General features: G+C 50.9%; 12 protein-coding genes. 3 read left to right on the top strand and 9 right to left on the bottom strand.

The window, feature by feature from the left end:
• Nucleotides 1-164 precede the first annotated feature (164 nt).
• A complete protein-coding gene (locus C8D90_RS18305) occupies nt 165-1,010 on the top strand; it encodes a 5'-methylthioadenosine/S-adenosylhomocysteine nucleosidase (RefSeq protein ID WP_115459910.1) in 846 nt (281 codons plus the stop codon).
• Nucleotides 1,011-1,104: 94 nt separating this feature from the next.
• Here the strand turns inward: C8D90_RS18305 and C8D90_RS18300 are convergent, their stop codons facing one another.
• The 9 genes from C8D90_RS18300 to C8D90_RS18260 all read right to left on the bottom strand — a co-directional run bounded on the left by C8D90_RS18300 (nt 1,105) and on the right by C8D90_RS18260 (nt 11,496).
• Nucleotides 1,105-1,422 (bottom strand): hypothetical protein, encoded by a 318-nt coding sequence (locus tag C8D90_RS18300; RefSeq protein ID WP_115459909.1) that lies wholly within the window; start codon nt 1,420-1,422, stop codon nt 1,105-1,107.
• Between the two features lie 27 nt (nt 1,423-1,449).
• On the bottom strand, nt 1,450-1,659 hold the full coding sequence (locus C8D90_RS18295; RefSeq protein WP_115459908.1) for a hypothetical protein: 210 nt from the start codon (nt 1,657-1,659) through the stop codon (nt 1,450-1,452).
• Between the two features lie 813 nt (nt 1,660-2,472).
• Nucleotides 2,473-4,092, bottom strand: coding sequence for a methyl-accepting chemotaxis protein (locus C8D90_RS18290; protein ID WP_115459907.1), 1,620 nt, complete (start codon nt 4,090-4,092; stop codon nt 2,473-2,475).
• 371 nt (nt 4,093-4,463) lie between these two features.
• On the bottom strand, nt 4,464-4,784 hold the full coding sequence (locus C8D90_RS18285) for a hypothetical protein (RefSeq protein ID WP_115459906.1): 321 nt from the start codon (nt 4,782-4,784) through the stop codon (nt 4,464-4,466).
• Nucleotides 4,785-5,267: 483 nt separating this feature from the next.
• A complete protein-coding gene (lhgO, locus tag C8D90_RS18280; RefSeq protein WP_115459905.1) occupies nt 5,268-6,452 on the bottom strand; it encodes an L-2-hydroxyglutarate oxidase in 1,185 nt (394 codons plus the stop codon).
• 14 nt (nt 6,453-6,466) lie between these two features.
• Entirely contained in the window at nt 6,467-7,174 is a 708-nt protein-coding gene (locus C8D90_RS18275; protein WP_115459904.1) for a FadR/GntR family transcriptional regulator, read from the bottom strand.
• The gene (locus C8D90_RS18270) at nt 7,167-9,137 is read right to left on the bottom strand and encodes a TRAP transporter permease (protein WP_115459903.1); all 1,971 of its coding nucleotides are present in this window, start codon (nt 9,135-9,137) and stop codon (nt 7,167-7,169) included. The genes C8D90_RS18275 and C8D90_RS18270 overlap by 8 nt, the downstream gene beginning before the upstream one ends.
• 19 nt (nt 9,138-9,156) lie before the next feature.
• Nucleotides 9,157-10,212 (bottom strand): TAXI family TRAP transporter solute-binding subunit, encoded by a 1,056-nt coding sequence (locus C8D90_RS18265; protein ID WP_115459902.1) that lies wholly within the window; start codon nt 10,210-10,212, stop codon nt 9,157-9,159.
• 624 nt (nt 10,213-10,836) lie between these two features.
• The gene (locus C8D90_RS18260; protein WP_115459901.1) at nt 10,837-11,496 is read right to left on the bottom strand and encodes a helix-turn-helix transcriptional regulator; all 660 of its coding nucleotides are present in this window, start codon (nt 11,494-11,496) and stop codon (nt 10,837-10,839) included.
• 1,101 nt (nt 11,497-12,597) lie between these two features.
• Here C8D90_RS18260 and ecpA point away from each other — a divergent pair.
• Nucleotides 12,598-13,176 (top strand): common pilus major fimbrillin subunit EcpA, encoded by a 579-nt coding sequence (gene ecpA / locus C8D90_RS18255; protein WP_115459900.1) that lies wholly within the window; start codon nt 12,598-12,600, stop codon nt 13,174-13,176.
• Nucleotides 13,177-13,242: 66 nt separating this feature from the next.
• Nucleotides 13,243-13,920, top strand: a complete 678-nt coding sequence (locus C8D90_RS18250) for an EcpB family pilus assembly chaperone (protein WP_115459899.1) — start codon at nt 13,243-13,245, stop codon at nt 13,918-13,920.
• Nucleotides 13,921-13,923: the final 3 nt, after the last annotated feature.

The raw sequence follows: 13,923 nt of genomic DNA, 5'->3' as shown, positions 1-13,923 counted from the left end.
TGCGCAACGGCGGCCACACCGACAGACCGGCACACCGTGCCGGTCTTAGTGATGCGAACGCCTGTTTTTTATACAAGCCTACTGATTTATCCTAGCCGAAGTCATATTCGCAGCGGTCGTTTTCAGTTAAAGTAATCGTTTGCGTTCCTTTGGATAGAGTAATGATGAATAAAAAAACGATCGTTGCGGCCCTGGCCGTTTACAGCATGTCATTTTCCGCGTTGAGCATTGCTCAGCAACAAACGCTCCCGCCTATTGTGGTCCAGGGCGCAATGCCGATTGAGGTGGAACACTTCGCCCAAAAGCTTGAAAACCCGCGTGAAGATCAGGTGGGCGGCTGGCGTTTCTGGCAGGGAACCGTCGACGGCTACCCGGTGGTGGTTTCGGAAACGCTGAAGGGGATGTCCAACGTCGCGGCGGCTACGGCGATCGCGGCTACGCAGTTCCGTCCGGTGGCGATTATCAATCAGGGAACGGCCGGTGGTCATGACCCGGCGCTGAAAGTGTACGACATCGTACTGGGCAAATATTCGGTCAACCTGGGCGCATTTAAAACCCCGCATAAGCGCCAGGGCGAAGGCAGTGACTCGCTCCAGTGGAAACCGATGGATTTGCTGGCTTCCAAAGGCAGCGCCGGTGAGGACAAGAACGCCCACAGCATCCGTCAATTCCCGGCCGATGCCAAACTGCTGGCCATCGCCGCCGGCGTAAAAAATAGCTACAAGCAGGGCAACGTCGTGGAAGGGGTGATTGGCTCCGCTGATGTCTGGAACAGCGAGTTAGACCGCATTCGCTATTTCCGCGACAGCTACCACACCTCGGCGGAAGAGATGGAAACGGCCTCCGCCGCGCAGATTGCCGCCACGTTTAATATTCCGTTCGTCGGCATTCGCGTGCTGTCGAATAACATCACCAACCAGGGCAAGTACAATCCGCAAACCGCTCAGGCAAGCCAGGATTATGTTTATCAGGTGGTAAAAGCCTATATCGCCAACATGAACGCCAAATAACGGGGCTGAACCACCATTTAACCACGTTCATGGATTGGTATCCTCCCCGTCCCGAAAGGCGGGGAGGATACCAACTTAACGTTTCAGATCCTGATTAGAATCCAAGACGCTTAAAGAAAGCAGACAGTCCGCTTTCAATGACCGCACCCGCGGTATGACCAACGACGTTACCGACTTCGCTGCCGATATTGCCGCCAACCTTCCCACCGATACCGGCACCGGCTGAACCGCCGATGATGTTACCCAGACCCGGAAGGATTGTTCCGAGAGCGCCGCCGATAACGCCGAACACAGTGCTGCCAATGGCGCTGCCGACAACGTTACCGACCATGCTGCCACCCTGGGTGAGCGCGTCCTGAATAAAACCGGCGCCGCTTACATCCTGAATTTCAGATTCCGTTAATTCTCTCATAATAAACCTCCTGTCAAATGATTCGGATTACCGCCCGAAAAGGCCGCCGATTTTATTAAAGATTTGCTCAAACACGCCTTTAGCGCCACTGATGACCTGTGAAACGACCGCACCGGCAAAATCACCGATTTGGCTACCGATCCCACGAGCTGGTGCATCAACTATATTATTAATAAAGTCAGCAACAACGCCTGCGCCGCTGACACTTTCAATTTCACTGTGCGTAAGTTCTCTCATAGCTAATGCTCTCCGCCAGATAATAATATAAAAAACCAATGATAGATGAGCAGCGTCACGGGCATAATCATGACCATGGCACTGATATCGCTCATCAGAAATAAAAGTGAATTAGTAAAGAAGTTCCTTTTTAAACCAATCCACTCTCGTGCATATTTTCATAGGTTATTTTTTTTCGCAATATAAATTTGTCTATCAGCACAGGACTAAATATATTTTAAAAATAATGTATAGCTAATAATTAGCTCACCAAATTTACTTTCTGCCAGAGGTATAAAAACAATATGGGAAACCGGATGAAGCGGCTTGCCAACGGCGTTTGGCCGTAGTCTCAGGCGGGTAGAGACAGTGCTGGCTTTACCGGCTAACGCCCCCCGGATAATCGTTTCGCATGCTATATTCAATTATGCGGATGGAGAGCGCGGGAGGAAAATTCAGAAAAGTGGACGGCTGTTTATCGGTTATTAACGACAGTCAACGCTGTAGAAAAACCAATAATTCAATTATGTCAGCATTGTCACCAGCATACTTAACCAAAGATGCCACGCCGAATAAATAACGGTGAATTACAGCCTTGACCCACTCTCTGTTTAAGCATCAGAACTTTCAACAATTTATATCCATTTGCGCGCAGTTAATTCTCGCACATTCAGATTCCGGTGTCTTTCGGATGACACTATTATCCCTGGCACACAGCATGAGCATTAATCGCCTTATTAATGCTCATGCTGATGGTTTCTTTATCAGCGCCTGCGGCTGAAATCCGGTGGCAATCTTGCCTGCCACGGGCAAGGCCAAGGCGCTGTTATTCTGTTAGGCCGGCGCGTCCAGCAACAGGGCTTGCGCAGCGTCTTCTTCTCTGCCCTGATCTGCACGGTTTACCCTGAACGCCGCGACCGCTTCCGCCAGCGTCTGTGTCTGCGCTTCCACGTTGGCAGACGTGGTGGCGATTTCCTCGACCAGCGCGGCGTTATGCTGCGTCACCTGATCCATCTGCGTAAGCGCGGCATGAACCTGCTCAACGCCGCGACTCTGCTCACCGGAAGCCTGGGAGATGCTTTCCATAATGCGCGCCACGTTGTTCACGGAAACCACGATGTCGTTGATGCTGGCCCCGGTTTTTTCCACCCACTGAACGCCATCCTTAATATCGACTTCCGAATTGGCAATCAGCACGCTGATTTCCTTGGCAAAGGTCGCGCAGCGCTGGGCCAGGTTGCGAACCTCACTGGCGACGACGGCAAACCCGCGCCCCTGCTCCCCGGCTCTGGCCGCCTCCACCGCGGCGTTGAGCGCCAGAATGTTGGTCTGGAAGGAGATACTTTCGATCATGCCGACGATTTCACCGATACGCTGTGAGTGAACGGTAATCGCCTGCATTTTCTCCGCAACGTTCTGCATCAACGTTTCCCCCTGGCGGGCGGCCTGGGCGGTGGCGTCGATCATGCTGTAAGCATGCTTGGTATTTTCCGTATTCTGATGAACCGTGGCGCTGATCTGTTCCATGCTGGCGGCGGTTTCCGTCAGCGCAGCAGCCTGTTCTTCAGTGCGGCTGGAGAGATCGATGTTGCCTGCCGCAATCTCCCGGCTCCCCAGATTGATCGACTCAACGCCCTGGCGCACATTCGCCACCGTCGAGCTCAGACCCATTTGCATTTTGTTCAGCCCGATGCACAGCTGGCCGATCTCATTTTTGCTGTCGATGGCGATCAGCGAGCGTAAATCCCCTTTTTCTATCAGATCGAAATGCGCAGTAATGTTCGCCAGCGGTTTGATCAGAATGTACTTCATCATCAGATGTACCAGCAGAATCACGATCAGAATGGCAACCAACGATGAGATGAAAATGGTAAAAAAGCTCTGATAACTCTCACTGGCATGGCTCTGAACGTCGGTGTACGTGGCGTTTGCCACCTTGTTGTAAGCTTCGAACTCCGTCATAAAGCTTTCCAGCCGCTGGTAGCGTATCTGGCGCATTCCGCTCAGCGTTTTGATGATCGTATCGGCGTTTTGGTTCTTTTCCAGCACGCTGATCTGGCGGTCAAGCACGTCGTCCATGCCATTGTAGGCCTGCTTCAGCTTCTCCCAACGTGTGCTGTCTTCCGTCAGCCCCGGAATGTCCCAGAATTTTTGAAACAGCGCCTTGGCGGTTTCTTTTCCTTTGCGCGCCCTGGCAATCTTGGATTGCTGTTCATCCAGATCGCCGATGAGCATATCAATTAAAGAGTTATTAATGATGAATTGTGTTTCGAGAAGCTGATAGCGGGTATCGCGCAACAGGGTGAGTTCATCAGCAATAGCAGTGATGTCCTCAATATTTTCATTGTTGCCTTTGAGATACATATAAGCAGTAATATTTGAGCTTACTTGTAATACGCCAAACAGGATAAGTACCAACAGCAAACTTGTGGATATTTTGACTTTCTTTAACATAAAACGAAATTCTCAGGTCTAAGGAGAAACAGTAATCGATAGCATGTACCACGAGGTGAGCTATTATCGGCAGCATGTGCAAATTGTTTATACGTGATGTGATATTAATTTAGGATGGCACACTATTTCAGCCGCTTCAGGCTGCGTTATTTTCATTTATTTCAATACCTAACACATCATATCATCATGTGTTATTTAATATGGCTTGCGTTAATTCCAGACCATTCCCATAAATAAATTGTGGAATTATTTTCACCAAAAACAGGTATGCGGAGAAAATTTATACCACAGGAAATTGTGCAATATCCTCCCCGGATGAAGAACGGGGAGGATAATTACCCGGGCGCATTCCCTGCCGCCAATAAAAGAGGCTACCGGTTCCACACCTGACTAAAGAAACCGGAGATGCCGCCTTCAATTGCAGCGCCTGCCGTGTGGCCAATGATGTTACCGACGCCACCGCCGATGCTGCCGCCAATCGTCCCGCCGATACCGGCGCCGACCGTCCCGCCGATAGCATTCCCGAGCACCGGTACGACAGTTCCGATGACGCCGCCGGCAACACCTAATACCGTGCTGCCTATGGCATTCCCGACCAGGCCACCCAGAATACTTCCACCCCGGGTCAGCGCATCCTGAATAATGCCAGCGCCGCTGACATCCTGAACTTCATATACCGTTAACTCTCTCATGTGAAACCTCTTGATAAATAACCAGGGTTATCAGCCTGAATATTACCGGCTTTAGATTCAATACGTTGAAAATAGATCACCTGAACTCAGGCGTTGCTGAATATCTGCTCCACGGCCATGCCGGTGATGCTTTCAATTTCACGCTGTATGATGGCCTGACAGAGAATATAAACAACAATCGTGCAGTAATGCAGGTACATTCACTGGCACAATACTTATTTAGTTCATCAGCAATCAGAATACAATTAGTAAAGCATTAGCCCCACTAATAAAAGAGATAACCTACTTACTCTCAAGCAGATTTTTAATATGAATTTTTTACCGTAAAGCATCGTGAGTGAAACTAACGCAAATAATCCCCCAAATAAGGCGCCGGATAATGATTGGACATATCGTATATTTACTCAAAGATATTCTGAAATAACGTGACGGGATTAATCACCGATATGGTTCAGCCCCGTCAGGTTATATCCCGGCTACCCGCTAGCGCAGAAACGACGTCACGATTTCATGACCGATCGCTATTGATGCGGTCGCCGCCGGTGAAGGCGCATTACAGACATGCAGCGAACGCGCGCCTTTAATAATATGAAAGTCATCCACCAACCTGCCGTCGAGCGTTAACGCCTGCGCTCTTACGCCGGCCGGACCGGGGCGGATGTCGTCCGCCTGCAAAGCGGGGAGTAGCTGGCGGGCATTCTCCACAAATCGCTTTTTTGACCAGGAGCGGCGCATTTCCGCCCAGCCTTCGCCCAGGTAGTTTCCGGCGATTTTCCAGAATCCGGGATACGTCAGCGTCTCCAGCGAATCTCTCAGGCTCACGTCAGACTTTTTGTACCCCTCGCGCTTAAACGCCAGCACCGCGTTAGGCCCCACATCGCGCTTGCCGTCATACATCCGGGTAAAGTGAACGCCCAGAAACGGAAAGTCCGGATTAGGCACCGGATAAATCAGGTGATTGACCAGATAATTTTTATCGGCGTTAAGCACGTAATACTCCCCGCGAAACGGGATGATCTTCATGTCGACGTTATAACCGGCGAGCCTGGCGATACGATCGCAGAACAGGCCCGCACAGTTAATCAGCCATTTGCCCTGAAAGGTTTCAGAAGCGGTGGCGACCTCTACGCGATCGCTCTTTTCCCGGATCTGTGTCACGGGTTGATGATAAAGAATGTTTCCCTGGCGCTGGCGGATAAGCTGTGCCAGCGTTTGCGCTATCTGACGGTAGTTAACGATCCCCGCGGCAGGAACCAGCAACGCGCTGATGCCGTTCACATACGGTTCACGCGCCTTCAGTTGTTCCGGCGTTAGCCGGCTGACATCAAGGCCGTTCTCCATGCCGCGCTGGTAAAGATTTTCCAGCTGCGCCAACTCACTCTCTCTGGTGGCGACAATCACCTTACCGCAGCGATCGTAATAAAGTTCGTGTTGCCGGCAGAAGGCATACAGCGTGTCATTGCCCTTTTTAGCCAGCCTGGCTTTCAGGCTGCCCGGTTTATAATAAATGCCCGAATGTACGACGTTGCTGTTATGGCCGCTCTGATGCATCGCGGGGCCGGACGCTTTCTCCAGCACCAACACCCGCGTTTGCGGACTGCGTTCCTGCAATGCGTTCGCCACGCCCAATCCTACGATACCGGCGCCCACAATAATGTAGTCATACATATCAGGTTCCTTAGTTACTGCTTATTTAATCGATCGAGTTTTTCTTTTACGTTACTGAGATGACGGCGCATATTGATGCCCGCCAACTGCTCCTCGCCTTGCCGGATCGCGTTGACGATCTGCTCATGCTCATCGATAACGCGCTGGCGTTCCTCCGGATTTCCCAGGTTCTTTTTCAGCGAATAAGTTAATACCCCGAGATAGAGTTCATGCATGTTATCGAGGACCTGCACTAAAAAAGGATTATGCGAGGCCAGCATGATGGCACGGTGAAACAGGTAATCCTGCTCGTGGCCGATAAGATCCTGCTCTTCCGCCGTGCGTTTGAAATCCTCCAGCGCCAGCTCGATACGGGCCAGATCCTCCTCGCTGCGGCGCACTGCGGCCAGCGCCGCAGCCTCTTTCTCCAGGATCTCCCGCATCTCCAGCAGGGCATACGCCTCCTCCCGGCCGATCACCTCCATCTCCAGCGGCTCATACTTGCTGAGCAGCGAGTGGTTCTCAACCGTGTGGCCGCCGCCCTGGCGGGATGAGACGATCCCGCTCAGCGCCAGCATACTGAGCGCCTCACGAATCGGGACCCGGCTGACGCCGAAAGCCTGCGCCAGCTGATTCTCCGACGGAAGCCGCTCCCCGACCCGATACGTGCCGTCATGAATTTTCTCTTTGAGTTGCGCCAAAATCTGATGTGCCGCTTTTTGGCGCATAACCTTTTTAATCACCGAGTTCACCCTGCTGAAACGACGTTACCCGCATTTTTATCCGGCGGCTGCGGGCGATATGACTTACCGCCCCAATGGCGATAAGCCCGATACCGGCAATATCGGTAAATAATCCCGGCTTGATCAGCATGATGGCGGCAACGGCCAATAGACTGTTTTCCAGCCAGTTGGTTTTGATGATCCAGAAACGGCCGGTCGCGACGGACAAGGCGTAAATCCCTGCCAATGCCGAAACGATCATGTGAAGTATGGACAGCGCGTTAACGCCCTCTCCCAGGATCAACAGCATCGGGTTGTACACCAGAATAAACGGGATGATAAAACCGGGCAGCGCCAGCTTTACCGCCATCCAGGAGGTTTGCATCGGATCTGCTTTCGCGATGCTGGCCGCGGTATAGCTGGCAAGGGCGACCGGCGGCGTAATGTTGGAAAGCGCGCCGAACCAGAACACGAAGAAATGCGCCGCCAGCGGATTCACCCCGGCCTGAATCAGGATCGGCGACGCCGTGACCGCCACCACGATATACAGCGCGGTGGAAGGCAGCCCCATACTCAGAACGATGCAGACCACCATAACCACCAGCAGGATCAGCCACAGAACGCCGCCGGTCATCGAAACGATGTTGAACGCCAGGGTGGAGCCGATACCGGTCATGGTTACTACGCAGATAATCACACCGATCGCGGCGCAGGCCAGCGTCACCTGAATCGCGCCGCGCGCCGCCTCGTTCAGCGCCTGTGCGATTTTCTTCGGCGTCATCCTCACCGAGGTATCCAGCGACAGCCAGCTGGCGGCGATAATCGTGACAATGCCCAGAAAACCGGCGTAAATCGGCGTTCTTCCCGCTAACAGGGTGGCAATGACGATGACCAACGGCAACAGCAACAGCCCCCGCCGTTTCAGCACCTGCCCGACCTGCGGAATGTTCTCTTTGCGAATGCCCTTCAGCCCCTGCTTTTTCGCTTCCACGTCGATGGCAATAATCAGCGCCGCATAGTAAAGCAGCGCCGGAATGATCGCGGCAACCACAATGGCGGTGTAGGAGATCCCCAAAAAGCCCGCCATGATAAACGCGGCGGCGCCCATGATCGGCGGCATAATCATACCGCCGGTGGAGGCGGCCGCTTCCACGGCGCCGGAGAAACGCGGCGAAAGCCCGATCGCCTTCATCAGCGGAATGGTGAATGTACCGGTGGTGGCGACGTTGGCGACCGCACTGCCGCTCAGCGAGCCGGTCAGCGCGGAAGAGATCACCGCCACCTGGGCCGGGCCGCCGCGCCGCGTGCCGGCAATCGCCATCGCCAGATCGTTAAACAACGCGGTGGCGCCGCTGACGCTGAGAAACGCGCCGAACAGGATAAACACCACGATCGCGGTAGAGGCCGTAGAAAGCGTAATGCCGAAAATCCCTTCGCCGGTCATAAACAACCGGTAAAGCAGGCGCTCCGCCGAAAAGCCTGCGTGGCCGAAGATGCCGAGAAAATACTGGCCGAACAGCGCGTAGATAATCGCAAACGTCGCCAACCCCGGAATGAAGTAGCCGGTGGTGCGCCTGGCAGCCTCAAACAGCACGGCGATGCCGATGGTTGCCATCACATAGTCAGTGACGTTGGGAATGCTTTTCCTGACGACGTGTAAGTCAAAATAGAAAAAATAGAAGTAGCCGTAGCTCAGCAGCGCCAGAAAAATGAACAGATAATCCAGGGCATTAAACCGGGAAGTCGCATAGCGTTTGCTGAACGGAAACAGAATAAATCCCAGCACCAATATGCCGATCAGAAACACCGTATTGCGGTAAAACTCCTGAGTATTGGACAGCACGTTGGCGTAGATGGCATACAGCGAAATCACGATCGCCAGTACCGTGGCGATGGTTAAGTAAATGCCCGTCAGAGGGCGGCTTCCGCCACCGGCTTCTTTATCCCAGTCGCCGGTTTGCGGATCCAGTTTTTCAATCATCATAAGGCCTCGCTCAGCGTAATCAGAGGTTAGCGGAGGATGTCGGGTCAACGCCGGCGGCAGCTTTTGCTTCGGGCGGTATCAGGTAGGCCGGGATCGTCAGCCCGGCTTCCCGGTAATACTTATAGGCGCCGATATGCAGCGGAACCGAGACGCCTTTGAGGGCATTTTCCAGCGAGATATATTTCGCCGAGCTGTGAACCTGATGGACGTCGGGCAGGTTCTCGAACATCGTCTTGGTCAGCGTGTAGATGGTCTTCTCATCAATAAAACGGGTGGTAGTCAGGATGTTGGGCTGCGCGATGGTATTGATGGCTTTGCTTTGCCCCGGATAGGTATCCGGCTTGATGACAAAGCGAAACCAGGAGTTCGCCACCGCGTTGATCTGTTCCAGCTGTGCGTCCGTCACGTCCAGTACGCGCGCCGCCACGCCGCTGGCGTACATGTCGGTTACGGCGGAAGCGGGTACGCCGGCCGGCAGCGCGCCGCCGTCGAGACGCCCGTCACGCATTGCCGCAATGGTGTCGCCGTACCCGAGATATTCCGGATCGATCTTCGCCTTGGAAAGATCCACGCCCTGCAAAATGATCAGCGTGGACTGCTCGGTGCCGCTGGCCTGCGGGCCGACAGAAAACCGTGTTCCGTCAATATCATCCAGGGTGCCGTTTTTGGCTTTACCGTTCATCAGGACAAAATGTTCCACATTCGGCCACAGCATCGAAATGGAACGCAGATCGGTATAAGGACGCCCGGCAAAATTACGTACGCCTTCATAGGCTTCTACCGCCATCAGGCTTTGCAGGATAGACAGCTGTGCTTCGTCTTTCTGCATCAGGTCGATATTCTCAACCGAGCCGGCCGAGGACTGACCGGTCACCTGAACGTTGTCGGCCTTCAGCGCGTGCGTCCAGACATTCGCCAGCCCCACGCCGATTGGATAGTAAGTTCCCCCCGTCGACGCCGTCGCCACGGAGAGAAACGTTTTATTTTCATTTGTTTTCTTTCCGGCTATCGCCATCACGGCCACGAGGATCATTCCAAAGATAAGGGCTAACACCTTAATTTTATTCGTCTTCATTCAGACCTCTGTAGGGTGTTTTTACATGTGCATAAAATCTGCAGGTAGACTTGTATACAACATGACCACTTTCGGCCCTACCCTATCGTTTAAAAAATGTGATCAGAATTAACAAAAAATTTACCTTTATTAATGAAATCAAAATATGGCATTAAAAATCGCAATTAATAGCACAAATGAATTTTAATTCTGTAATATGCATTACCACGGTATTTATGAACGGATACCGGGCACGAAGGCGCAATGAGGGGTTTAGCTGAGGGGGTATCAATAGAGGAAAACTTCACAGACCCGCCGGGGGAGTGGCGATGTCGCCAGTGGCGGGCCGCATGCCATTGCAATTCTTCAACGCGGCTTCGGGCTGCTTCGTCACTGAAGCTGAATCCGGGGGCATACCTCCACGCGTCACAGGGGAAAAGCGAATAGCCCGCATTTCTTCTCCGGTCGCTCAGCCGGCGCTGTTTTTCCGAAACCAGGCAGGCTGCACATTAAAGTGCAGGATGGCGTGTTTTTCAATGGATGGCTTCTCAACGGGCCACGGCGGACAGGACGCACTCTCACAGCCTCCTGTTCCGGAACAAGATAACTGACTGGGGCTGCCCTGAATTTACCGGCGTGGATACGCTACATGGTAAGAATATAATTGAACACCGCCGAAGATGAACCGCGCGACGGCACGGGCAGGTTTTCCACTGGCTCATCAACAGGTCGGCGCTCTGCGAACATATTTTTGTTTTTTATCTGCAAAACCAGCGTGTTATAAGCGATAGCCAACCCACAGGCGCTGTTCATCTTCCCCAGCCCCAACTGTTTCAAAAGGTTTCTTTTCAGGGCATAAACGCTTTTCTCCCTGATCTGAGCACGCTGACTGATGTCAAAAACGGATTTTCCCCGATAAAGTCCTTCAAGAATGACTCTTCCCCTGTCGGTAATCTGCGGGATATGCTGCCTGACCACGCTCGCTTTAAGTAACGTGACGATCAGTTCAGACCCGGACATAGAGGCGGGAATCAGGGTAGACGAATCTGCCGTTTCCTCTATTTCTCCATCAATAATGAAGAGCACCGTCTTAAACAACCGATATACCTTTGATAATAAATCCTGGTATTGCATCATCGCCGAAAGATACACTATGGCGACATCTTCCCGATGCACGGAAATATTGACATCGTGCGTCATCGTCTCAATATAGACAGAGGTAAACATCAGCCCGGTATCTTTGCATATTGATTCGATACCCGCTAAGAAGTATCTATTATCAGAAATAAAATAATATCTCACCATAACAACTCCTTTTGAAATTATCCCCTACTAAATTAATCAACCAGTTCATAACGTTTTTGAATCCATTCAGGTAATAATTTAACTTTTACCAAAAGATAAGCTAACGCTTTGGACAGGACAGGCCAAAACTTTAACTAACCCTTAGCACAGACTTGTAAATATAAAACATTTGCTAACTCCGAACCTGATTGATATTAAGACATTTTTGACTTTATTATTCAGGCCAAAAACATTTTAAAAATTTGTAAAATCATTCTTCATAGTCAACAAAATTATTACTACAGCCGTTTAGGCTTTGTTTAAACTTATTACTGTAAGTAAAAAAATATCTATGAGAATGAATTTTCCTAAGCCCCTACTTTCTTAAGGAGAAGATACTTTTCCTAGGAAAATTATTCAAGCACAAATGCCGACATTATATAAAAAAACATAAATTTTTTGAATAAAACACTTAAATCGAAAATTTTGCCGTATGGATTTTTCTTAAATTTTCATAATCACTTCACAAGCCGATCAGCATCAACATGATAAATAAGTGATTTTACAACGCAGGCTTGACTTTCATTTGTCTTGAAAATTCTTAGTTAATCTCTAAGAGCGAATTACCCATTGATTAAGAATAATCCTCACTGTAACCTAATAAACAACAAGATAAAGCTTAAAGGTCATAATGGATTATGAGAGGCTTATACCACAACGAGGATGAGAGCGGCGAGGCATCAGACAGAATGCCATGCTGCCTTTTTCACCAATCAAGCTAAAACAGATTAATCCTGCATATATAACCAGCCTGGGCTTCGTTCGCTGAGTAAAACCCGGTTCGCCCACATAGGTTAAGCAAAACGCATATATCCGAAATAACGTTCCCTTCCTGAAACAAGGGAAAGTAATTTCATTTTGAAAAATAAGCCACGCACTTATTCCAATAAAGAAAAATCGCTATAAAAGAGCAGGTTATTCATATAGGTAAAGCTTATTCTTTGCCTATTGTTTAAAAACAACATAACGCCAAGGTGGAGGTGCCCACATACACTTATAGTACCGCTGTAAAAAGCACGTTGTTTATTAAGGATAGTTAATTTCAATTTTTAAGGATATAAGATGAAAAAGTTAGTATTGGCTGTTTGCGCCGCTGCATTTGTATGTTCCAACGCTCTGGCTGATGATATTACCGCATCTGCAACAGCAACCTGGGATGCAACGGCAACCAAAGACACCAAAAGCGCGCTGGTTGTTACTCCGCTGAAATCCCTGACGTTCCAATATGCTGAGGGCATCGAAGCCTTTAACACCCAGGTTGGTGCTTTTGACGTCACCATTCAGGGCCAGTCCGGCGCAACTGACTTCGTACTGACCTCCCAGCTCGTCAGCAACACGCTGACCCGCAGCAACGACGCCTCAACACTGGACGTAGGCGTTGCCTGGAACGGTTCTGCACTGAGCAAAAGTACGCCGACTACCATGATTGACGTACAGAACAACATCTCCGCCGGTCTGGATGCTCTGGCTGTCAGCTCCGCTTACGCAGGTACCGAACGTAGCAGCGCCCAGGGTAACTTCACCTTCTCCATTGACTCCGCAACCGCTGACGGCACGACGCCCTCAGAGTTCAAAGATCTGACGGATGGTTACTGGAGCGGTGACGTGAAAGTTCAGTTTACTGCCGTTTGGACCGTTTGATTTTCTCAGGACAGACCATTCTTCAGTAAAAAAGGAGGTCTCATGACCTCCTTTTAAGGACACATCATGAAAATTAAATCCCTTCTTACCGTATTAATTCCCCTGCTGGCCCCTTTTTCCGCGCAGGCAATTAATGTGGGTGATGTCACCTCAATGATGTCTCCGGGCAGCAGCAACCTGGCGAAAGAAATCAGTAATACGACGGACATGGCACGTTATGTCAGCATCAGCGTTGAGCGGATCTCATCGCCGATGGCGGGAGGCGTGGTGATTCCGATGGAAAGCAAGTCTGAACTGCTTTCCACGCCGGCCAGCCTGATTCTGCCGGGAAGTGCGAAAGAAAATGTCCGCTTTTTCTATAGAGGTCCGGAAGACGACAAAGAGCGCTATTACCGCCTCTCCTGGACCGACGAGCCGGTAATGGAATATGACGCGAACAAGAACGCGCGCCTCGGACAAGCGACCACCTCCGCCATTATCAGCACCATCCTGGTCGTTGCGCCGCGCAAGGAACGCTTTGAGTTCAAATACCAGAACGGAACCGTGACGAACACAGGAAATGCCAGCTTCAGGGTGATTTCTTATGGCCCTTGCCGCGATAAAACGAAAGACACAGGACAAGGGTGCCGGGAGAGATATTACTTAATGCCGGGCATCGACGTGAAAATAAAGCATACGGACCTCTCTAATAGCAAAACGCGCATCGGGATATGGCACGACAAGAAATACATTAATGTAAATTAGAGA

Source organism: Enterobacillus tribolii (genome assembly GCF_003363015.1).
GTDB lineage: Bacteria > Pseudomonadota > Gammaproteobacteria > Enterobacterales > Enterobacteriaceae > Enterobacillus > Enterobacillus tribolii.
The sequence above is the reverse complement of the archived record's forward strand: the minus strand, read 5'-3'. Positions and strand labels throughout refer to the sequence as shown.